17 protein-coding genes and 1 pseudogene are annotated in these 22,972 nt (G+C 58.1%); 7 read left to right on the top strand and 11 right to left on the bottom strand.

What is annotated here, in order from left to right; all coding sequences use genetic code 11:
• On the top strand, window positions 1-300 hold a 300-nt coding region (locus tag VGE80_RS14130; protein WP_440593115.1), incomplete at its 5' end, for a hypothetical protein.
• Between the two features lie 75 nt (window positions 301-375).
• On the opposite strand, the gene VGE80_RS14125 is transcribed toward VGE80_RS14130, so the two are convergent.
• Complete coding sequence (locus tag VGE80_RS14125) at window positions 376-1,623, bottom strand: rhomboid family intramembrane serine protease (protein ID WP_440593114.1); 1,248 nt, start codon at window positions 1,621-1,623, stop codon at window positions 376-378.
• A 737-nt stretch (window positions 1,624-2,360) separates the two neighbouring features.
• Between VGE80_RS14125 and VGE80_RS14120 the strand changes: the two genes are divergently transcribed.
• The 3 genes from VGE80_RS14120 to VGE80_RS14110 all read left to right on the top strand — a co-directional run bounded on the left by VGE80_RS14120 (window position 2,361) and on the right by VGE80_RS14110 (window position 6,322).
• Complete coding sequence (locus VGE80_RS14120) at window positions 2,361-3,248, top strand: alpha/beta hydrolase (RefSeq protein ID WP_397568913.1); 888 nt, start codon at window positions 2,361-2,363, stop codon at window positions 3,246-3,248.
• A gap of 320 nt (window positions 3,249-3,568) precedes the next feature.
• A complete protein-coding gene (locus VGE80_RS14115; protein ID WP_397568912.1) occupies window positions 3,569-4,693 on the top strand; it encodes an FtsW/RodA/SpoVE family cell cycle protein in 1,125 nt (374 codons plus the stop codon).
• A 240-nt stretch (window positions 4,694-4,933) separates the two neighbouring features.
• Window positions 4,934-6,322, top strand: a complete 1,389-nt coding sequence (locus VGE80_RS14110; protein WP_440593113.1) for a DUF1501 domain-containing protein — start codon at window positions 4,934-4,936, stop codon at window positions 6,320-6,322.
• Between the two features lie 57 nt (window positions 6,323-6,379).
• Here the strand turns inward: VGE80_RS14110 and VGE80_RS14105 are convergent, their stop codons facing one another.
• The 3 genes from VGE80_RS14105 to ettA form a co-directional block, all read right to left on the bottom strand.
• Entirely contained in the window at window positions 6,380-7,759 is a 1,380-nt protein-coding gene (locus VGE80_RS14105; RefSeq protein ID WP_440593112.1) for a GntP family permease, read from the bottom strand.
• A gap of 449 nt (window positions 7,760-8,208) precedes the next feature.
• On the bottom strand, window positions 8,209-9,417 hold the full coding sequence (locus tag VGE80_RS14100; RefSeq protein ID WP_440593111.1) for a Gfo/Idh/MocA family protein: 1,209 nt from the start codon (window positions 9,415-9,417) through the stop codon (window positions 8,209-8,211).
• A gap of 333 nt (window positions 9,418-9,750) precedes the next feature.
• Window positions 9,751-11,424, bottom strand: coding sequence for an energy-dependent translational throttle protein EttA (gene ettA / locus VGE80_RS14095; protein ID WP_397568908.1), 1,674 nt, complete (start codon window positions 11,422-11,424; stop codon window positions 9,751-9,753).
• Window positions 11,425-11,796: 372 nt separating this feature from the next.
• Between ettA and VGE80_RS14090 the strand changes: the two genes are divergently transcribed.
• Both VGE80_RS14090 and VGE80_RS14085 read left to right on the top strand, forming a co-directional pair.
• Window positions 11,797-13,248, top strand: coding sequence for a DUF1501 domain-containing protein (locus VGE80_RS14090; protein ID WP_373653479.1), 1,452 nt, complete (start codon window positions 11,797-11,799; stop codon window positions 13,246-13,248).
• On the top strand, window positions 13,245-14,288 hold the full coding sequence (locus VGE80_RS14085; RefSeq protein ID WP_440593110.1) for an endonuclease/exonuclease/phosphatase family protein: 1,044 nt from the start codon (window positions 13,245-13,247) through the stop codon (window positions 14,286-14,288). Before VGE80_RS14090 ends, VGE80_RS14085 begins: the two co-directional genes overlap by 4 nt.
• Before the next feature lie 125 nt (window positions 14,289-14,413).
• Here the strand turns inward: VGE80_RS14085 and VGE80_RS14080 are convergent, their stop codons facing one another.
• Together VGE80_RS14080 and VGE80_RS14075 are read right to left on the bottom strand one after the other, a co-directional pair.
• Window positions 14,414-15,058 carry a 3-keto-disaccharide hydrolase gene (locus tag VGE80_RS14080; RefSeq protein WP_440593109.1) on the bottom strand — a complete coding sequence of 215 codons (645 nt, stop codon included), beginning with the start codon at window positions 15,056-15,058 and terminating at the stop codon, window positions 14,414-14,416.
• A gap of 186 nt (window positions 15,059-15,244) precedes the next feature.
• On the bottom strand, window positions 15,245-16,309 hold the full coding sequence (locus VGE80_RS14075) for a DUF1559 domain-containing protein (protein ID WP_440593108.1): 1,065 nt from the start codon (window positions 16,307-16,309) through the stop codon (window positions 15,245-15,247).
• 295 nt (window positions 16,310-16,604) lie between these two features.
• Between VGE80_RS14075 and VGE80_RS14070 the strand changes: the two genes are divergently transcribed.
• Window positions 16,605-17,711, top strand: coding sequence for a Gfo/Idh/MocA family protein (locus tag VGE80_RS14070; protein WP_373653483.1), 1,107 nt, complete (start codon window positions 16,605-16,607; stop codon window positions 17,709-17,711).
• A 1,337-nt stretch (window positions 17,712-19,048) separates the two neighbouring features.
• On the opposite strand, the gene VGE80_RS14065 is transcribed toward VGE80_RS14070, so the two are convergent.
• The 5 genes and pseudogenes from VGE80_RS14065 to VGE80_RS14045 form a co-directional block, all read right to left on the bottom strand.
• Window positions 19,049-20,206 (bottom strand): hypothetical protein, encoded by a 1,158-nt coding sequence (locus tag VGE80_RS14065; RefSeq protein WP_440593107.1) that lies wholly within the window; start codon window positions 20,204-20,206, stop codon window positions 19,049-19,051.
• On the bottom strand, window positions 20,190-20,753 hold the full coding sequence (locus tag VGE80_RS14060; protein ID WP_440593106.1) for a DUF4365 domain-containing protein: 564 nt from the start codon (window positions 20,751-20,753) through the stop codon (window positions 20,190-20,192). The genes VGE80_RS14065 and VGE80_RS14060 overlap by 17 nt, the downstream gene beginning before the upstream one ends.
• Window positions 20,754-20,925: 172 nt before the next feature.
• A pseudogene (locus tag VGE80_RS14055) lies at window positions 20,926-21,048 on the bottom strand (type I restriction-modification system subunit M N-terminal domain-containing protein); the annotation flags it as partial.
• Window positions 21,045-21,191: a hypothetical protein gene (locus VGE80_RS14050; protein ID WP_440593105.1), complete on the bottom strand. Its 147-nt coding sequence runs from the start codon at window positions 21,189-21,191 to the stop codon at window positions 21,045-21,047. The pseudogene VGE80_RS14055 and the gene VGE80_RS14050, both read right to left, overlap by 4 nt.
• 319 nt (window positions 21,192-21,510) lie before the next feature.
• On the bottom strand, window positions 21,511-22,972 hold a 1,462-nt coding region (locus VGE80_RS14045; protein ID WP_440593104.1), incomplete at its 5' end, for an efflux RND transporter periplasmic adaptor subunit.

Below are 22,972 nucleotides of genomic sequence, written 5' to 3'. Positions count from 1 at the left end.
CAAATTCAGTCGAACTTGAGTGAGGTGATCTGCAGACGGCACCCCGCGCGCCGATTGATCCTGACCCCGACTCTGGGACATTGGCCTGGCACCGACAGTGCCGCGGATCTGGCACTGTCGCACAATGCACTCGGATGGAGGTCCATCGAAGTCTGCCGAGATACGAGACTGGCTCTGCAAACGGCGACCAGGCAAACCGAACCGGCCGAGCGTCTGGTCATCTTCTGGCCCGCACCACTGGAATTCGCGGGGTTGCTGGCAATCGGGCATGACGAAGGGGTCCTCCGCCCCGTGATGTAATCCGCGTCCGTGATGCCAACTCGAAAGGGTCGTCGGAAACAAGATGACAGTCTGTGGCCACTCGGGCTCGAGGCGTTAAAACAGCGTTCCTTCGACGGCGTCATTGAATTGACTCGGGACGAGAGGTGTTTCTTCGCCAGCATCCGCTCGCATGAAGGGTTGAGAAGGCAACTCGAGTTTCTGTTCCAGCGAAAACTGCGAGACATCCGCCGGTGCGGTGGTCAGAGGAGAATCATCACCTCCCCCGACTAATTTTGAGGATGCACCGGCGCGGATCTGGCTGAGCCATACGGCAGCCTGGCTGCCGAAAAACCGCAACAGCACTCCTTCTGCCGCACGGCGCTGCTGTGTATCCAGATGACGCCACAATCTTCGGGTCCCGTCGATGAGTCGCGGATCGGCGGGATGGATCGACAATCCCTCGATCAGTCGCGTCCAGGCTTTGGGCAGGTCACCCTGCTGCTCCGCATTCTTTGACCAGGTCAACCACGCCCCACTCAATGTCGGGTCGAACAGGACAGCCTGTTCCAACCGCTGGTCGGCAAGGTCCAAATTGGCCGTCTGCGTCGCTCGATACCATTGATAGCGGCCGACCCAGAAAGGATGCGCAGCCAACATCAGGGCGGGCAGCATCCAGAAATGAGCCAGCACGACTGCCGCTCGCACAATCGTCAGGTGCCCCACCGGGCCTGACACCAGCCAGGCAATGCAGGCACCGTAACAGAACCCCGCCAGATGCGCAGCGTTCGGACAGTCCCAGATTCCCGCGATCGAAGCGAGCCACCCTAAACCGATCAGACAAACCCCGGCAACACCTGCGTCTGCGGGGAAGATCTCCGCAACGTCGCCATGAAACCGACGCAGCACGACGAGAGCACCAAGAATCGCACAAATGACACCCGACAAGCCGGTGATAGCCTGCCCGAGACAAAGCTGTGCCATGACAGGAATACAGAATGCCGGGAACAGAAACAGCAAGACTCGAAAGCTGCCCCATCGCTGTTCCAGTCGATGCCCTGCGTACCACATCCCAAAGAAACAGAGCACCAGGTGCACTGTATCTTCATGGTGAAGCGGCGTAACGGGAATCCGCCACCAGTCCCCATTCCAGACATCCAGCGGACCGGACAGTTCTGTATCACCAGCACTACGCACACCATCCTGCAGAACAGACTGGTGCAGCATTTGAATCGCGCCCCAGTTCCGCTGGACGTCCCGCAGTATCTGCTGCTCCGAAATGGCCTCGAACTGACAACTGAGGAACAGTGTGATACAGAGGACAAGCGATTCTGCGGTCACTGGACCAAGTCGAATCCAGTTCATGGTGACAATTCCTCTCCCTGACGAAAATCGACATCCGTGCCCCTCAATTCCACCGTGTGACTGACCTCACTCCCTGATTCATCCGACTGCTCTCCTGTTTTTCGGACCGAGCATCGAAGTCGAATTGCAAATTGAGATCGGAAGAGGTCAATCGACGGAACGGCATTCTGTTCTCTCGCCCCGACTCCGAAATCGGCATGGTCTGCAAATGAACAGATCTGCGAATCACCATTCAGCGATACGATGCGTCTTCGTCAGTCTCATGTCACTGATTTTGCAGGACCGACTCACTTTTCGCCAGCAATTTCGTAGATCGCGACCTCTTTCAAACGACCGGCAATATCCGCAAGGGTTGATTTTTGACGGGTTGGTCGGACCGGCAGGTCTGCTGAGATTCGCACAGACGTTCACTCAAGACCCTTATCTGCACATTTTCAGTCTCTCCCGGCAGGGCTCGCTGAAACGAGAAAGTCACCAAAATCGTTAAACTTCCCCACGGCGAGTTCCGAAAAACAAACGTGATTCCACTGAATTATTTCTGCAGGTGAGTACCACCGCACCCGCAGGTCCTGGCGACCGATTTGAGTATCGAAGTCGTTTGTGATGGTTACCTAAACCCTGACAGAAAGATTGCGTGCTGTCATACGCCTGATCGCTGTTCCGCGCAACCTCGTCAGAGTGAACCGGGAATGCGGACTGGCTGCCAACAATACTCCTCAAACGTGTGACATCTGGCTATGCGTTGGGCAGCACTTGTTTCACTGACGGCGATGCTTCTCGCTGTATCGGGATGTCGAGCCCTCGGCCCGTTCTCCCCGTTCCGGCCGCTGGAGCAGTTGCTGGTTTATCCTCAGTCAGTCGCCCCATTCTCTCCCTTCTACGAAGACGCCGGGGGTCAGCCGGTCTGGATCAATTCGGGAACGAACGATCGAATCGATGCCCGGTATTTCGCTCATCCCAATCCTCAGGCCGTTGTCCTGTACTGCCACGGAAATGTGGGGACCGTCGACAAGTGGGCCATCCTTGTCGGACGCCTGTCCAAATTGCACCGCGTCTCGATTCTCGTATTCGACTACCGCGGATACGGCCGGAGTTCGGGAATCGCGCATGAACGCGCGGTCTTCGAAGACGCGCAGGCGGCGCGGAACTGGCTGGCGAATGAGAATGGAATTCATCCCAGCGATGTCGTGCTCATGGGCCGGTCGTTGGGCGGAGCCGTCGCTGTAGATCTCGCGGCGAACGGAGGGGCTCGCGGCCTGATCCTCGAAAGCACGTTCTCGTCATTGCCTGACGTCGCTCGCCAGCATGTTCCGCTCCTCTTTCCCGACTGGAACATGACGCAGCGGATGAACTCAGTCGAGAAAATCAGAAACTACCAAGGTCCTGTTTTCCAGAGTCATGGCGATACAGATCGGCTGATACCGCTGGCGCTCGGCAAGGAATTATACGCCGCCGCACCGGGTCCCAAGCGGTTTGTGATTGTCCCGGACGCGACTCATAATGACGATCACATCCGTGACTGTGCCGTCGAACGGGAACAGTTTCTCCGCAATCTCCCCCCGCCGATGTCGCAGACCGTTATGCTGCCACCGCGCGAATTCATCCTGACGTCCTACCACGAGTGAATCCGTGCACGCCAGCTCTGCCGATGCAGCCGTTGAGGACGTTACGGGGACGCGTATCACGCTCGTTGGAAAATCTGGCGTCAGCCGACGCGGGTCTCGGGCTGCTATCGAAGCCACTGGAGAAGAAGTGACCGCCCGGAAAACCGCCACCGATTGATCCGACGATCGTTCCCCTCCTGATCGCGGCCCGTACCGAAGGAGCAACCGCGACAAACTGATCTTGCCGAAGTTCGTTTCAAATCGGATAACGACCTCCGTTTCCAACAGGGATGGACTTGTTCGAAGTCGCATCGAGCATCGGGAGATCAGGAGGAACTCGCGTGTCGACAGTGGAATTGCTCAGGCGTGTCCCCTGGCTGGTGGGCCTCTGCGCCGTGGCGCTGCTGATGATCGGGCTATCCGGGATTGCACGTGCCGATCAATTAAACGAAGGACCGAATCTCTTTCCCAAACAGGTGACGTGGGCCTTTGTGGCACTTCCCGCACTGGCCTTGGCACTGGCCGTCCCATACCGAACCTGGAAACCCGTCGGTCATCTGCTCTTCGCCGCATCCCTCCCTCTCCTGGTGATCGTGCTGTTTATGGAGAAACGAGGGGGAGCCCGCTGCTGGATTCAGCTTGGTTTCTTTGACCTGCAGCCCTCGGAAATTGTGAAACTGACATTCATCCTGGCAATGGCTCAGTATCTGATGTACCGGGACAACTTTCTGCGCGTCAGCGGGCTGGTCGCTCCCTTCGCTCTGACACTGGTCCCCCTCGCTCTCATCCTGCTCGAACCAGACTTGGGATCGGCTCTACTCTTCGTGCCAGTCCTCTTCGGGATGCTGTTCGCTGCGGGAGCCCGCTGGCGGCATCTGGCCTGCGTTTGTCTGCTCGGAGTGGCAGTCTCACCCCTTTTCTGGGCAAAGATGAGTGCCGAACAAAAGTCACGTATCACAGCCCTGTTCACTCAGGTCGACGGTGGTCCCAACCCGGGTGGCGACCGCTGGCACCAGCACCAGTCAAAGGTTGTCTTGTCACTGGGTGGACTGCAGGGAAGCGAATTCGGCGGGGCTCGGATCGACGATCCAGACGCCTACCGCTTATTCGCCGCCCAAACAGACTTTGTCTTTTGTCTGATCGGAGAACGCTGGGGATTTATCGGAGCCGCAACCACGTTGTTGCTTTACCTGACCTTCTTCGCCCTGGGACTGCGCGTCGCTGCGCGGACGCGCGAGCCCTTCGGTCGACTGATCGCCGTCGGCATCGTCACCCTCTGGGCCACGCAGACGATTATCAACACAGGAATGACCGTCGGACTCTTGCCGGTCATCGGCATCACCCTTCCCCTGATGAGCTATGGAGGCTCGAGCCTTCTGATGACGGCGATCAGCCTCGGATTGTTACTGAACGTCGGGGCTCGGCCGGGTTACGAAGTGGCGGGAGAGCCGTTTCAGTTTGATTGACGCCCCCCTTTTCTCTGGGGTGCCGTTGCTCTGTTACGCTCATCGACGTCACGCGTGTCGACGAGTTCTCTACGGAATGTGTGCGCTACGGCGCGCTGCCATTCACTCACGCCGCACATGTACATGCTCACACCATCAGCGACGACATCAGAAAAATCGGGTTGTTCGCATCGGACTTCTCCGATATCGTGACCAGTTACTCCCCGCCCAACTTGATCCCACCCACTGGAGACTCCTGCGTTGTTAACGCTTCTGGACGCGCATCCGCGCTATGGTCGTCGAGAGATGTTAAGCATCGGAGCACGCGGGCTGGCGGGACTCAGTGCGGCGAACTGGTTGGCCAGTTCCGCCCTGGCCGCTCCTAAAGCGCTCCCGATCTCTGACAAGTCGGTCATTCTTCTGTTTCTGCATGGCGGGCCCAGCCAGTTCGAGACATTCGACCCCAAGATGACGGCACCAGTCGGAATTCAGAGTGTCACGGGGGAAATCCAGACGGCCCTTCCCGGTATCACGTTCGGCTCGTCATTTCCTCAACTGGCCCAGCGTGCTGACCGCCTCACCATTGTGCGATCATTCGCCACAGGCGACGGCAATCACGACATCAAACCGGTCGTGAGCAAAGAGACCTCAGGGGCAAACGTTGGTTCGATGTATGCCCGAGTTGCGGGTGCCAATCGTCCCGACTCAGGCATGCCGACCAATGCCATGCTGTTTCCCCGTTCGGTGGATGCATCCACCGGCCCCGAAGTCACGGCGTTTGGGAAAATGGATTCTCCGGGGCCACTCGGTGCCGGCTTTGCTCCGTTCGTTCCCGGTGCGGGTGGTGACCTCCAACAGAATCTGGAACTGAAAGTCTCGATCGACCGACTCGGTGATCGACGTACGTTGCTGACGGAACTCGATCGTCAGCGGTTTCAACGGGACGAACGTGGTGGCATCAGCACCACAGACCCGCTCCAGATGCAGGCCTTCAGCACGCTGCTCGGTGGCGTCGCAGGGGCCTTTGATTTGTCCAAAGAAGACCCCCGCACGATCGCTCGCTATGACACGGCACCGCTGGTCAGACCCGATCAGATTGATCGGAAGTGGAACAATTACAACCACTATGTCGATAACGCCAAGTCACTGGGCAAACTGCTGCTGCTGGCGCGGCGCCTGTGCGAAGCCGGTTGCGGATTCGTTACGGTCACGACCAGCTTTGTCTGGGACATGCACGCCGATGTGAATAACGCAACCATGGAAGAAGGGATGCGTTACATGGCCCCGCCGCTCGATCACGCCGTCGCGGCGTTCCTCGACGATGTGGAAGCACGAGGTCTCAGCGAAAAGATCATGCTGGTCGCGACGGGTGAAATGGGACGCACTCCCCGCATCAATCAGAACGGGGGGCGAGATCACTGGGGCAACCTCTCACCCCTGCTCATGGCCGGGGGAGGACTCCGAGCCGGTCAGGTGATCGGGCAATCCAATCGCGAGGGAAGTGAACCCTCCTCGCAGCCGATCAGGATCAAAAACCTGGTGTCGACGATGCTGCAAACACTGATCGACCCTGCTGAACTCAGGCTGATGCCGGGAATTCCAAGGGAAGTGCTTGCTGCCACGACCGAACCACCTGTGGAAGAAGCTTAGCCAGCGCTCACTTTCTTGCTTGCGACGACCGACGCCATTGCCGAAAACCCGTTCCGTCTACGCCAGCAGGACGACAGTGGCTGTTGCAATCATGGGCCCCACCACCGAGACCATCGCAATATCACCGTATGACTGCCTATGAGTCGCACCGCAGATCAGCAGCAGCGTGATGACAGCTCCATTATGCGGCAACGTATCGAGTCCTCCGCACGAGAGCGACGCCACTCGATGAAGTACTCCTGGATCCAGTCCCGCTGCTAACCCCCGTTCGTAAAACGTCTGCCCCAGCGCTTCCAGAGCGATACTCAGTCCTCCGGAGGCCGAACCGGTAATCCCCGCCAGCACGTTCACACTGATCGCTTCTGAAACCAGCGGCCTCGCAGGCGCAATCCCCACCATCCACTCTTTGATCAGCGTGAATCCGCCTAACGCCGCGATGATCGATCCATAGCCGAACTCCGAACCGGCGTTGAAGACAGGCATGAGCGAGCTTTGTGCTCCTGCTGACAGAATTTCCTTGAGGTCACGTCCTCGCTTCCAATGGAGTGCCATGAGACACAGGATGGCTCCTGACATGGCCAGAATGGTGGACCAGATCCCCTGCACTTTCCCGAGTGTTGTCGCTCCGAACCGCTTCTCCGCCAGGTAGTCGGCCTTCCAGCCCGGAACGAGGTACTGAGAACAGACCAGGTTTAACACGAACAGGCAAACCAGGGGTGCCAGTGCAATGAACAGAGGGGGCGGAGTGATCGAAGGCTCGGACGGCGCCGACTCCGTTACCACTGCCCCGTGGTCACCATACCCTTCGTTATGCTCGTGAGCCTGCCTGGCTCGCCAGTTCAACCAGAGCATCCCCAACCCAAACATGATCGCCGCCGCAAGGCAGCCCATGCCGGGAGCGGCAAACGAGGTGGTCTTGAAGAATGGCATCGGAATCAGATTCTGGATCTGAACTGACCCCGGTAAAGCGGTCATCGTGAAAGTAAATGCCCCCAGGGCGATCGACGCCGGAATCAGTCGCTTCGGCAGATCCGCCTGCTGGAACAGGGCCACGGCGAGCGGAAATACGGTAAAGACCACCACAAACAGCGAGACCCCACCGTACGTCAGAATGGTGCACGTCAGCACCAGTGCCAGAACGGCCCGTCGTGCCCCCACCCACCGCACGATGGCTTCTGCAATCGACGTGGCACTGCCCGTCGCCTCCATCAGCTTGCCGAAAATCGCGCCAAGCAGAAACAGGGGAAAATAACGGACAATGAACAGGCCCACACTGTCCAGAAAGATCTGAGTATACGTCGCCAGCAAAGGGAGTTCCCCGTCGACGGCCACCGCCAGCAGAGCACACAGCGGAGCAATCACAATCACGCTGTGATTGCGATAGGCCAGAATCATCAACAGGCACAACGAAACGAGAATTCCAACGACACTCTGCATCCCATAGTTCCCTTTGACGCGAACGCCCGGGTCAGGCGATGCTGGCAAAACACCGATGACAAACTGCGCGGAAAGCCTTCCGCACAGTCAACTTCCCGATCAATAGATCACTCGAAAAGAGACGCGTAGGAGTCTACGCCCGCTGAGCCGAATTGCAAATCGCTCAACCGGCCCGAATCAGGCCCTGTACGCATCAAGTGGTCGCAATCACACCCGCCAGTCCCTTGTCAGTCGCGCCGTGTGGAGTCCCTCTGCACTTGGGAAAGAGAAGGAGAGCCCCTGAAGTAACGGCAGCGTTCCGACGAACTCCCACCGCAAGACCTATCAACGCACCTCACTATCGCCTCTCTTTCAGAGGCCACTGCCGCACGGGCAGACCGGGTGGCATGCAACGCCCGGACAGGTAGAGTCTCACCCTCAACGTTACGCGTGAGCAGACGCGACGTTTCCTACGTGAGCAATGTCAGCGGATTCACTCTTGTCCGGACCGGCAGATCCACGGGACGACCGAGACGGTGCGACTCGAATACAGAGACGATCATTTCCGTGATCTGGCGGGAGTCCTCCGCCGAACACAGAGTCTCTTTATCGTGCTCAATGCAGTCCAGCAGATCGTTGATCGCGGCGAGATGCCCCCCCTCGTACGATCCGTCTGTCCGCGTTTCCGGCTTTCCGATTCCCGCGGACGTGACCGGTTCCCACGACTTGCCGGAACGTCCAGGCGACCAGGATGGATCCCTGAGAATCTGTGCTTTTGCCAGATACCCGCTCTCCATCTCGATGATCCCTTTGGAACCGAAGACCTGAATCGCGAAGCGCGACGGATTGAGCCCCATTCCCTTGCGGGAGGCAAAGTGCCCGAAAGCGCCGCCGGGAAAGGTGTACGTCGCCTGAACGTTGTCACCCGCCAGCGGCCCGATCCCTTCTGCCCCGGCAACGACGTCAGACTTCGTAACTTTATGCCCCTCTTTCAACACAGTCGCCGAACACGAAGTGGCGTTCTCGCCCGCCAGCGAACGCATCAGTCCCAGCATGTGAGACCCCAGCACCCACAAGTCCTCACCACCCCCACGCTGATCCTCTTTACCTCTCGCCCGCAGCTCCAGCACGTCGCCAATCTCGCCATTCTTGATGAGCGACTGAACCACGCGAAGAACGGGGGAATACTGACTGACGTGAGCGATCCCCAGTTTGAGGTTTTTCTTCTTGAGTGCCTCGACCGCCGAATCACACTCTGCGAGTGTCGGGCAGAATGGCTTTTCCATATAGACATGGCAGCCCGCTTCGGCCGCCGCAACGAGCATGTTGTGATGCTGGTCAATCCACCGGGGGCAGATCGCCACAATGTCCATGGGGACTTTGGCCAGCATTTCGTGGTAGTCGGCAAAGGTCTTCGCCGGATTCGTCCGTTTGCTCGCCTTCTCACGCCCCACCGGATCCGCATCCGCTAAAGCCACGATTTCAACATGGGGCAACTTCGTGAACGCGACATCGACTCCATGCCCGTAGTCCCCCTTCCCGGTAGCTCCGATGATCCCCACGCGAACCCGCTTCCCCTGCGCTGCACGGGCGATGGAGCCTCTTCCGGAAGCCAGTAGCGAAGACGCGACGATGGCAGAAGTGCCTCGCAGGAAGGTACGGCGCGATTGCGATTGCATGTGATGCACTCCATAGGCCTCGACGAGGGACAGTCTCCAACGAACTGTCGACAGGCAATGAGCAACTGACGCTATCACGTTGACGACCGAAATCAAAATCTGCGCGGATTTCAAATCCCTCTCTCGGAGACGATCCGACAAGCGACCGTGCTTCACTCGCGATCAGGCAGAAGTCTGCAGGGTGCCCATCAGAAAGTGAGAGGCCCGGCGCCAATCGTATTCACCCTCCGCAACGTCGTTGATTGCAACGGGAAACAGCAGAGTGCGGCCCGGTTGGACCGCCCTCGTCGTTCTGGCGTGATTCGTGACGTGACTCTGATCGGAAGAGTCTGGTTACTTCACGAGTTTCTTGTACTTGATCCGATGAGGTTGTTCGGCCTCCGCACCGAGTCGTTGCTTCTTCACGAGTTCGTAGCTTTCGTAGTTCCCCTCGTGGAAGTAGACCTCACTGTTACCTTCAAACGCGAGAATGTGTGTGGCGATACGGTCCAGGAACCACCGGTCGTGGCTGATCACGACGGCACACCCACTGAAACTCTGAATCCCGTCTTCCAGCGATCGCAGCGTTTCGATGTCCAGGTCGTTGGTCGGTTCGTCCAGCAGCAGAAGATTGCCACCGACCGTCACGGTCTTGGCGAGCAACAGTCGATTGCGTTCCCCCCCGGAGAGGAACTTGACCTGCTTCTGCTGGTCAGGACCTTTGAAGTTGAACTTGCCGCAGTATGCGCGGGTGTTAATACGAACGTTGCCGTAATGCAGGAAGTCCGCGCCACCCGAGATATTGTCGTAGACAGTTTTCTCGCCATCGAGCGTCGTACGGTTCTGCTCGGCGTAAGCAATCTTGACCGTTTTCCCGAGCGTTACGGTTCCGGAATCGGGCAATTCCTGGCCCACGATCAGCTTGAACAGCGTCGTCTTACCCGCACCGTTCGGGCCGACTACGCCGACGATCCCGGCCGGTGGCAGCGAGAACGAGAGGTCACTGATCAGCAGGCGATCGCCAAAGCTTTTTGAGACCTTGTCGAACACCACCACCTGCTCACCCAAACGAGGACCGGGCGGAATCCGCAGTTCGATCGATTCGTCGCGTGACTCCTGCTCTTCAGCAACCAGTTTCTCGTACGCTTCGAGTCGAGCCTTGCTCTTTGCCTGACGGGCTTTGGGCGAAGACCGGACCCATTCCAGTTCCCGCAGCATCATCTTGTCACGAACGGATGCTGCCTTCTCTTCTTTACGCAACCGTTCGGTCTTCTGTTCCAGCCAGGTCGTGTAGTTCCCGTGCCAGGGGAAACCGCGTCCCTGATCCAGTTCGAGAATCCACTCGCAACTGTTGTCGAGGAAGTACCGATCGTGCGTCACAGCGACGATGGTCCCCTTGTAGTCATGCAGGTGGCGTTCGAGCCATGCGACCGACTCGGCATCCAGGTGGTTTGTCGGTTCGTCCAGCAACAGCATGTCAGGGTGCTGCAGCAGCGCTTTACACAGGGCCACACGCCGTTTTTCGCCACCAGACAGCGGACCAATTTTTGACTCGAGCGGAGGAAGCCGCATCGCGTCGGCAGCGATTTCAAGTTCTCGATCAAGTTCCCAAAGGTTCTGGGCGTCGATCTGTTCCTGCACCTTCCCCTGCTCTTCGATCAGCTTGTCCATTTCCTCAGGCGACAGTTCTTCGCCGAATTTGGCATTGATTTCATCGTAACGAGCCAGCAGGGCTCGCTTGGCTTTGACCGCTTCGTTCAGTTCGTCCATCACCGTGTGTTCGGGGTCGAGCACCGGTTCCTGCGGGACGTAGATACAGTCGAAGCCGGGGGTCAGCTTCGCTGTCCCCATGAAATCCTTGTCCTGGCCGGCCATAATTTTGAGGAGCGTCGATTTACCCGCACCGTTCGGGCCGAGAACCCCGATCTTGGCACCTGGGTAAAAAGAAAGATTGATCCCCTTCAGGATCTCATTCTTACCGTGGAACTTTCGGAGATCCTCCATCGTAAAGATGTACTGTTCGCCCATGGACTTTCGTGTGCTCCTGTCTGTTTCGTGCTCGCGGCGTTCACCCAGCCTGAACGGCCGACTCTCCGCGTAAGAATTCGGAAATCTGATCCAGTATTCTAGACATGCCGCGCCAAAACAGAAGCATCGCTCTGTTTATTCCCTTTTCTGCAAGAGGACACCCCCTGTCACGCCGTCCGCAGGGGCCCTTTGATGAGCTGCGAACCAATCGGAAGGGCCTTGAAATTCCTGAGGTACTCACGTAGCCCCCTTTTGCGTAGAATCAGGTACACGCAGGTCCCTTGCCGCGGTGCCAGCCCGACCAGGGGAATCGACGTTAAGTCCTTCCATGACAACGACTAGCACATTGATGTCTGACGAATTGGAAATGCCATGAATCTTGAACAGTTCGCCCGCCAGCCAAGCACCCGTCGTGAATTTCTCGCCCGTTCGGGAACCGGACTCGGTGCTCTGGGACTGGCAGGGATGCTCACCAACGGCCACGAAGCTGCCGCTGCGACGGTCCCGTCGGCAGCGGGCCTGTCTCCCATGACGGCCAAGCCGGCTCATTTCCAGGGAAAAGCCAAGCACGTCATTCATATTTTCCTCAATGGTGGCCCTTCGCACGTCGACACCTTCGATCCGAAACCCTCTCTGACAAAGTATGCGGGGCAAGAGCTGCCCATGCCCAACCTTCCGACGGAACGTAAAACTGGTGCGGCACTTGCATCTCCCTTCAAGTTTCAGAAATACGGTGAGTCAGGGATCGAAGTGAGTGAACTGTTTCACCACACCGCCCAGCACATTGACGATATTTGCGTGATCCGGTCGATGCACGCGGAAGTCCCCAATCACGAGCCGTCACTGATGCTCATGAACTGCGGTGACGGCCGACTTCCCCGGCCCAGCTTCGGTTCGTGGGTCACTTACGGGCTCGGAACGGAAAACCAGAACCTGCCTGGCTTTGTTGCGATGTGCCCCAACGGGTTGCCGATCACAGGAGCCCAGAACTGGCGTTCCGCGTTCCTGCCCGGCGTCTTTCAGGGAACGTATATCGACACCCGCCATCAGGCGATCGAGCGATTAATCGAAAATATCCGCAACGACCAGATTGGTCGGGGCGAACAGCGTCGCCAGCTCGATCTGCTGCAGGAGCTGAACAGGAAACACGCCGAGCAACGAGCCAACGAAGCGGTGCTGGAATCCCGCATCCACTCGTTCGAGCTCGCCTATCGGATGCAGATGGAAGCAACCGACGCCTTTGACGTCCAGCAGGAGCCCAAGCACGTCCTGGAAGCCTACGGGTCCAGCGTACAGGCGCGGCAACTGCTGATCGCACGCCGTCTGATTGAACGAGGTGTCCGCTTCGTCCAGCTCTGGCATGGCGAAGGACAGCCGTGGGACAATCACGACGACCTCGAAGTGAACCACCGCCGGCTGGCCGGAGAATGCGACAAGGCCATCGGCGCACTATTGACGGACCTGAAGGAACGGGGCCTGCTGGACGAAACACTCGTCCTGTGGGGCGGTGAATTCGGTCGTACGCCCACCGTGGAACTTCCGACCCCCGGTTCGAACGCGGGTAAGATCAACGGACGCGACCACAACCATCACGGCTTCACCGTCTGGATGGCGGGGGGTGGCGTGAAGGGTGGTTATGTCCATGGTGCCACCGATGAATTCGGCTTCCGCGCTGTCGAAAAGAAGGTCTCTGTTCACGACCTGCACGCAACGATGCTGCATCAGCTCGGTTTTGATCATACCCAATTGACGTATCGCTATGCCGCGCGGGACTTCCGGCTGACGGACGTCCACGGGGAAGTCGTGCGGGACCTGCTTGCATGAAGGCCACGGTGACCGAGGCAATCAATCGTCCTGTCGCTGATCGCACCACCCAAACCCGGTTTGCCAGAGTGGTGCGATCAATGCGTCGGTTCGTGGCTCTGGCGATCTGGGGCCTGATCGCTGCGAGTCTGCTGTTGCGTTTCACCGTTCAGGATCAGTACCACCGACTGGCGGTCCTTTACTACCTCACACCGCTTCCCACGCTCCCCTTCCTGTTCTTTATGGCCGGGTGTTTGTGGGGAGGCCCCCTCGACGTCAAACCTGCTCGATTTCAGATGACACGCAGGCGACTGAGCTTGATCGCCAGTCTGGTTTGCGCTCTCTGGGTCGTCCGTTCCGAGTTCGTCGTCCGTGCCGCCCCCCCCGGCGAAGCCGAATCCACCGTCGTCTTCTGGAACACCGCTCATCTGGGACGAAGTGTCGATGACCTGGCAGAGAAGCTGATGAGCTGGCAACCCGCCGTGATCGGCCTCGTCGAAGCCGAGGGTTACTACCCGAAAACGGTGGCCAAATGGCGGAAGGCGCTACCGGATTATCAGATTGCTCCTACCCATTTCGGCGGCCTGCTGGCCGTCAAAGGGACGATTGTCCGCCAGATGAACCACAAGCTGACCCCGTGTTCATGGTGCGACCAGTTCGACCTGATCGTCGGGAGCGACACTTTCACTCTGCTGCTGGTAGATATCTCGGCCAATCTGAATCTGCCGCGCAATCAACCCCTGCGGGACCTGGCAGATCTGGCCCGAAGTCTCGACGACCGGCCACTCATCATCATGGGCGACTTCAACACACCCGACGATTCTCCGTTGCTGAATCCTCTACGGAAGACCTGTCAGCAGGCATTTCGCGAACGTGGCTCGGGTTATGCCGCCACCTGGCCGATGCCGTTCCCCGTGCTGACGCTGGATCAGGTCTGGTTCAACAGGCAGGTGAATGTGTCTCGGTGCGACGCTCACTGGTCCGTCTACAGCGACCACCGCCCGCTCGTGAGCAGTGTCTCATTCCTGCGCGAACCTGACGCCCCAGCCACAGCCGAGTAACGGCTCGCACTCCGCAGTGAGAGCCCGCCCCACACCCTCACGAGCCGGTACGCCCCGGTATGCCGTTGGTAGACGGATCTCGAAACACCAGATCCATTCCCAAGCCCGTCCATGAGACACAGGATTCAGTCTTTCAAGGATCGAATCTCGATATTTCGGAACTCAACCTTGAGCGGTCCGCCGCTGTGAACCTGCAGGCCGATCACCCCTTGACGGGCGATCTGAGGATCTTTTTCGTGGTAGTCGACTGTGGTGACATCGTTGATTTTGAGGACAATATGATCCCCCTTGGCACGGATCAGGTAAGTGTTCCAGTCCCCTTTCTTGAGTGATTTCTCAAACTCTGCAGGGGGCTTCACCAGAACTTTGTTCCTGCGGGATTCGTCGTACAGACAGCCCCAGTAGTTTTCGCCAATGTCGGCCTGATATCCAGAGACTTCGGTACTGTTCTCGACTCGCTTCGATCGGAACTGGATACCGGAATTTCCGACTCCCTCCTTCAACCGAAACTCCAGCTTCAGCTCAAAATCGTCGAATTCATGTTTCGTGACGAGGAACTGATTGTGCTCGATTCCCGGGGAGTCACCGACAATCGCATTGTCGGCGACCTTCCACAGTTTCATGTCCCCTTCCCAGCCCGTCAGATCTTTTCCGTTGAAGAGAGGGCAGGATTCCCCCTCTGCCCCCAGCACATACGGACTAAGCAACAGCGCGCCGCAAAGCAGGGCCACGCAGGACTGGGGGAACGAACGTGGAAGGAAGAATCGCATAGCGGCGCTACTTTCTATTCAAGCGACTCGTGTGGGCACAACCCCGGCTTGCGGACGAACGATGATCAATCGTGTTCATCGGTCAGATTATTCTGTTCGATTCGCACTGCAAATGGCAGTCTGATTCCCGGTCGGCATCATCAACGCCTCTGTACTCGCCGTCCGTTCACAGGACGCTCCGTACGTTCAGAAATCACCCAGAGCATCATTGCCGCTGATCGTCGTCATCGACTTCAGCGTTTGAGGGTCAATCTTTTCCGAGACGAACCGCACTGATCCATCGGCCAGCAGAACTTGCACCCCACCCCGATGGTGCGATGAAGCCCAGCCGGGGGACAGCCCCGGCGTAGGACTCGGCAGATTAATCCCTGCAGGTTGTGTCTCGACATTCACATCCCGCGGTTCGGTCCAGACGCTGTCGAGACCGCAAGCTTCGACAATCAGCATTGTGGAACTGGTTCCGTCGTCAATCTCCTCACTGCGGACCCCTGTCCCAACCGTTCCCGGCCCGTCAATCATGGCAAAATGGCTGTAGTAGCGTCCCTGCTCGTCCCGGGTCAGCTTATTGACATGCAAATGCTCTCGCGAGGGACATTGATAGAAGCGAACGGGAGTTCGGGCCACCGGCTCGTTTACGGTCGAATCCCAATCAGTCGTGAAATCGTACTTTTCGTAGAGTTCCGATTGGTCCAGGTAGGGAAGAATGGCCGTTCGCCAACTGTGCGGCGGATCACCATTCCTTGATCCTGGAAACGTCGACTTGGCCTCTTCGAAACTTCGAAAGGCGAGACCAATTTTCTTGAGACGATTACGACATTCAGTACGCCGGGCAGCCTCCCCCGCGTGCGGCACCGCAGGAAGGAGCAGAGCGATAACAAGTCCCAGCGACAATACCATTCCCAGTGCAGCGAAGACTTGCCGCCCGGTACCCTTCGATTCTAACTGATCCGAATGAATTCGCCCCCGCATGAAGGTGAGACAGACGCCGAAAGCCAGAACCGTCCAAATGAAAGCAATGTAGCCGTAGATAAAAGGGCGAGCCGTCGCCGGAAATTGTTCCCCCTTCATCACAGCGAACAGCGTGAGAACCCCTGTCCCCAGGAACCAGATTGCCAGAGCGAGCGGCCTCGCCGGGCGATGCGATTGCCGATAGGCAGTGACCATCGCCCCGACGGCCAACGCCAGCAGCACCAGATGGACTCCGATAACCCCTGCCCTGGGAACAGAACTATACTCGTGCAAGTAATACATGCCACCACCCGGGAACTGTCGAATTCAACCTCTTGAAGCCTACCATTTCCCAACGAAGCTCGCTAATCGTGAGACGAACAAGCCTGTTTGCAATCAGAAAGCCGGTCTGGAACAATCCGCTCCCACTGGGGACTGCCGCTGCACCAAGTCCGGATCGCGCGAGTCATTCAGCAGTCCGGACCTGGACAGGCCCCGCATGTTTGAGATCAACTTCTGACTGAGAGAAATGGGAGTCGATCAGTCGCCACATCAGCCGCACGCCTCCTCAACTGCTCATTGAATACGGAAAGACGAAATGGCCAACGAAAAAGTCCGCATCGCGATTATCGGAGCCGGTCTGGTTTCTGACTTTCATCACGTACCGGGGATTCGCGTTGATTCCCGCTGCGAACTGGCAGCCGTCTGCGATCCCAACGAACAATTGCTGAATCAGCGCAAGAACGAGTGGGGTCCGGCCAAGTACACCACCGACTACCAGGCCATCGCCGACGACAAAGACATCGATGCCGTCATCATCGCGACCCCGAACTTCACGCATAAGGACATTGCCCTGGCCTGTATCGCAGGTGGAAAGCATGTCATGTGCGAAAAACCGCTCGGCGTCAGCTATGAAGAGGCAGCCGAAATGTATCAGGCGGCCAAGGCCAAAGGAGTTCGCCACATGACGGCGTTCACCTACCGCTTCGCCCCTTCCATGCGTTACCTCCGGCACCTGGTGAAAAGCGGCTCGCTGGGTGAGCCCCGCCATTTCCGCAGCCAGCGTTTTCTCGATCTGCCCGAGACGAGCTGGGGCTGGCGCCAGTACAAAAAGCTCGCCGGAGCGGGCGACCTGTACGACATGACCATTCACCGGATCGACTTTGCCCAGGACCTGATGGGTCCCATCCAAAGCGTCTGCGGCGCGGTGAAAACCTTCGTCCCTCGCGACAAGACCGTCGATGGAAAAGCCTGCGAGCCGTCTGAAGTCGACGACTGGTCAGCCCTGATCGGGACATTCCAGTCCGGCGCCGTCGGGGTCTGGGAAGGGAGCACCCTGATGAAGGGACACCACAACAGCGGCGTCGGGTTCGAGTGGGCTGAAGTCAACGGCAGCGAAGGTTCCGCCGTCTATCAACTGGTCGATCCCAACTACATCCTCGTCGGCAAGCACGGGGGAACGATGGAAAAATCCCTCGTCCCCGCCGAGTTCATGAAGCCGGAAAACAGCCCCCGAAATCCGGCCGAAGGAAAGCCCAGCACCGTGTTTCGCTATGATCTGGTCTACGAACTGGTCAGCGCGATCGTCGAAGGCCGCGATGCCGTCCCCGGATTCGATGACGGAGCCAGTGCACAAGCCGTCGCCGACGCCGTTCTGCAATCCTACGCCGAACGCCGTTGGATCGACGTCCCTCCGACGAAATAGAAAGCTGATTACTCGTTCCCAGGCTCCGGCTCGGGAACGAATTTCCTCATCGCTCCGCGACTCACAACTTGGCACCAAGCTGAGACTGGCACCAAGCCGAACTGACAAGTTCCATGCTGGCCTCACACTCATGTTGAACAGCCGTCAGCGCGCGTGCGGGGTAAAAGCCCCGCACGCAGCAGCACGCTTGATGCGAACAAGCGTGGCGAAGTCCCCCCGCTCGTGCCCCATCAACCCGGCACCCAGCGAGCCTCCAGCGAAAGCCACCATCGCAATCTCGGCCACAACCGCTTCCAAAGGAAGCAGAAGCGGCCCGATTAATCCCGAATTGTCAAATAACCATCGTCCGCTGAGCGAACCGAAAACTCCTGGCCAGCCGGGTCAGCCGCTCAAATTTGCTTAAGCCTCTATCTCTCCAGCACATGGGACTGGCCACCGACTGGCCAGAGTTTGGCCAACTGGCCAGCCCGATCTCCCTCTCCCCCAAGCTCCGTAATCCTCTGCATCAATATCCAAGCCACGCTCGGCCCTCCCTACACACAATGGAAACTTTCATCCCGCCCAAGCTCTCCACCAACTCCGAATCGGTTGGAAGCAACGACTGACCAGCGTTCGTCAAACGAACCGCGCACCTACGAGTTGGGAAGCCAGTCGCTCGACGACGACGTCGCGCGATGTGAAACTCCTCGCTCCTCAACTTTCGACAGCAAACATTCCGCCGAGAGCAGTCTGATCATCCCCCAGCAACGCTGCCAGACCAAATATCTAGACGTTTGGAAGCGAATACGCACACGAACAGCAAGCGAACGAGCAACCCCCGGGTCAATCGAACGTCGAGGCCACCCGTGGATGATTCTCTGCTGGGTAACCCGGGATAACCCCAGTTACCCATGAAAACTGGTCGACCCTCTGCCACTCGCCGTGGACGAGATTTCCCCATCGCTGAACTGTACTGCTGACCGACGCGGTCATGGATCTCGTGGCGACTTCCTGAAGCCGTGTCCCTCGGTTTCCGTGAATCGATGCCCGTTCACCGCGTCACCCGTGGACATGCGGGAGCGACAGCATTTCGCAGAACTCCCAACCCACTTTATCGGCCCAATCCTCACCAGTCCGACAGCCCACTAGTTTCAGCAGCTTTTTTGCGCAGCCTCGTTGAACCAAAACTTCCGCTTTGCCCCTCGTTGCTCAAGTGACGCGGCTTTTCGGGAATCGACTTTGACAATCGGAAACATAGACTCACTCGGGAATCTCTCACGCAGCATTTGCAGAACTCGCGCTGATCTGGCGTAGTGCAACCAACCGGTACCTTGCTCGACGTCTTCTACATTGCTGTTTTATTCAGGATTTACTTCCATGGGCATCGCGGGCCTGAGTTCCGTGATTTGTGTCAGTCGAGAGACGCGCGGGCCGCGGTGCAGGTGGCCGCGAACGACGAGGGGGCGGGTTGGATTATGAGCCTCATAGGCGGTCTGGTACTGCTCTTTGTCGAGTGTCGCTCTAGCGCGGATCAGTTGGCTATCGTCAAAGATCGTCAGGCCGACTTCCCCTTCCCGGGCTCCGGTGTCCCCCTCGGTTCCACGCAATTCATCGACGAATGCAATCCAGGGCTTTGACTGCGATTCTTCCGTCGGTCGGAGTTGACGATAGATATCTTCGATTGATTTGAACTCGTCACTGCTGAAGATGATTGACCGATGTTCAATGAGCGGATCCAGTTCAATTGGTTCCGAAGGTGCCCAGGAGGGAATGAACTCCAGAATACCGTCTTCGTCCGCCGGACGCATTTTCAGCAACGCTTCGCACAGATTCGCACTGACGATCGGAGTTTCCGCGTCAACAACGCTGTTCACTCGATCTTCTTCGATCGCCTGGTCAAGATTGGCAAGCGCTTGCGTCAATAGGCTAGTCGCACGGCGAGCAAACGGGCGGTTCGATGCGAAGAACCCGCCTTGATCCTCATCGACCGCGCGCATCGGACACGCGATTGAAACCACAAAACTGCGTTGCTCGGTCTGTCCCATCTGACAGGCCTCCAATAATTGAAGCGCTTCGGAGCGACTCAGTTTCGGATGGTGCCTGCGAGGCTGGAGAACTGAATGAGCGGCTGACAGCAGGGACTGCTTTGCCCCCGCCAGCAGATCGATCACTTGAACCAGCGGCAGAGTTCCCCGCACAGCGCGCGGCGACGCAACGCGATATCGCAGAACGTCTGCATCATAGTTCATCAGGTCCGTCACGATACTCGCGGCTGGACGATCTTCAAACTCCGCCAGACGTTCGACGGCGTCGCGCATCCGTTCAGCAAAGTCGGGGCGCGAGGCGTCTACAGGGACCAGCAACTGGTCAAGCGAATCTGATTCTTCTCGATTGAAGATCATCAGACGACCTGTCGTCCGGAACTGCTTCCAGCCGCGGGCTTTTGCGTAACCCATCACATCACGTGGCAACAGCCGCGTCATGCTCTCGTCGAGATGCTCAGGCAAGGTTTGCATTGGCAATGCCCTCCACATCGTAGTTATTCCACTGTTCGAGTGACCGGATCCGGGCAAGTTCGCGCAGTGCCTGGGGTGTCAGCACCTGCTTCTCAGGAAGATACACTGTTATCGTCTGCTGGTCATCCCTTTCTGGAGCCGGGGCGTCGCGCAGACTGACCCAGCGAAGGCATTTTCGCAGGACCAATTGTTCCGGACTGGTCGAAAGCCACTCGTCTTCTTCGTGCGGCATCTGGAACACGACGAGGTAGATCGGCGAGTCGTAGCCCGCTTCCGTTCGAAAGTGGTTGTAGTGCTTGACATCCAGTGGGAAGGAATACCGCCCATGAGAATAGGTCAACTCCTGGCGTGTCGCCTTCAGTTGAAAGCGGAGCCTGAAATTCAATAGCGTACTTTGCGGCTCAAACCGTTCCTTGACGTCGGCCTGCGCGTCCCAGCCCCAATTGTCCTGAATGCGTCCACTAATTTGAAAACCAAACCCAGCGCGAGCGCAAGTAGCATGCAGCACCGCCAAACTCAGTTGCTCTTGTTGATCGGTCAGGATCACGGGACCTCCATCTTGTCTAGCGAGCTGGATACTTCTTCGACACGAACTTGTCCACTCAATAGGAAGGGTAACAGGTAATCGCGAAGGGTAGCGAGCTTGACGGATTCGATGGCGATCGATACCTGGATGTCAAAGACGGGGAAAAAAGCTGTGTAGTATCTCTATGGGCGGTAAGGAACAGCAGGCCCAATACAACATGCTTGTATTCAGCGGCATCTACCTGCCCACGCAGTGCATCGGCAGCTTTCCAGAGAGTATCCGCGTAAGAGAGGTCAGAGACGTTTTCGCTGGTCATGCTGCTGGGACCCGGCTGGTAAAGGCTTTGATGGTGAGTTTTCGGCGGGAAGCCGCGAAGTTATCTGGCGTGATTCCATAGACCGTAACTCCATGGACCGGAACAGAGCGGCGATGATACGCACCGATAGGAGCACTTTCCATCTACGCAGGATCCGTAAGCAGACGGCCTGCGGTCACTTGCCGGGCGTCCCAGCGGAAGGGAGATATGCCAGGCGGCAGGCGCATCTCGTGGCAGCGGCTTCCAGCCGCTGATTGTGGGGAAGAACTGGCTGCGGAGGGACTGGCTTTGGAGGAGAGAGGGCGGGAGAGGAGGGAATCACCGGCTGGAAGCCGGTGCCACTTTTCGCTGCCTTCGGGAATCTGAATACAATCGAGATACTATCGAGTACGCTTAAGGCTTTGACCGGGGCTCCGGGCGTGAGTGATCACTTCGTCACCTCGATGAACTCGCGCGACATGCTCACCACCAGAGGTATCGTTGCACGAACTCGATGACGTCGCCGAAGAGGACGTCGCCTAGACTGGATTGGCCGCAACTGATGCGGGCCCTGACGTCGGCGCCGATGGCGCGCGAGGGAAGCTGGCTGGAGTCGAGTGAGGCTCGTGCTTCGAGTACGGTCCCTTTCTCTTCGTCCGTCACGATTCGAGTACCGAGGGATGTGAGTGTCGCCTCAAAGCTGGATTCGGGACTGGTCAACATTCGGTACTCGATCGGCAGGTTCGGCCCGGAGGCCTCCTGAGCTTTCAGAATGCGACCGACACGGTGTTCTGCGATTTCCAGTTCGAGCTGCCAGTCTCCTTGGTCGTCCATCACCTGCAGTAGCAGCTCGCCCCTTCGCACGGGCCGGTTTTCCAGTAACTGCTGCACCTGGAACGTGGTGACGGTCCCCGTGATCGGCGCCAGAATGGTAAGTCGCTTCAGGCGTTCCTTCAGGATTTTCTCCTGTTCGAGGGCTCCGTCGATTTCGACTTGCGTCTCCAGCGCTTTTCCCTTCGCCCGCAGCTTCTCTTCCGTTTTGACCTGCCGCTCAGCCTCGTCGGCTTGTGCTTTCAAGGTATGCAGCAGCTTTTGCTTTTCCTGCAGCTCACTACGAACCTTGACCAGTTCCGCACTCAGATCATCGTTGTGCAGGATGATCAGCGGTTGGTCTTTCTCGACGTGCTCGCCCCCTTCCACCATCAGTTCCTGGACTTGCCCGTCCCACGGAGCGAAAACTTCGCGCTGGGTCACCGGCATCAGTCGCCCCTTCCCTTCAACGCGGTATTCCCAGGGGACAAGGATCAGGGCTGAAGTCGCCACCAAGAGAAGTCCCACGAGTACCACCGCGATCGCGAGCCGACGCCCTCGCAACCACTCCATGCAGCGCCCCGCCCAGCGCCATAACGGCAACAGGAAGATCGTGCTGTGGGAACGGGCGTTATAGCTTGCTGCGGCGATGTGATCGGAAACCGAGTCGAGCGTGTGCTTGAGTTGTGTCGACGGTGTGCTGCTCGACATCTGCTCGATGATTAGCGCACCGATGGCGGGTCGCACAATCGGCTTGGGCTTCCCGTTGCCGGGGGGCTCGTCGGGCTTGACCAGCCGCTCGGGCTCCAGCAGCGGGGCGATCATCAGAAACCGCGTCCCCGATTCCTGGATGAAATCGGCCAGAGGTTCTTCCAGTTGCTGGGGAACATTCTGGATCGAACCGTCGTAACGGAACGGTTCGCCGGAGGAGAGTACCAGTTGCGTCAATCGCCGCATGGAGCGAATCAGGTTGCCTCGCGGATGGACGGATTCCTGCCCGCTCACCGCCGTGATCACAGTCCGCCGTCCGCGTACCATCGCCAGACTGACCCGATCAACGGCGAACAGCAGACGACCATCGTTCACCACGACGTTCGCCACTTCATTCAGATCCAGACTGCGCTGCAACGACAAC

Source organism: Schlesneria sp., from assembly GCF_036405755.1.
Taxonomy (GTDB): Bacteria; Planctomycetota; Planctomycetia; order Planctomycetales; family Planctomycetaceae; genus Schlesneria; species Schlesneria sphaerica.
Note: the sequence above shows the minus strand (reverse complement) of the source record. Positions and strands in the feature narration are given on the sequence as shown.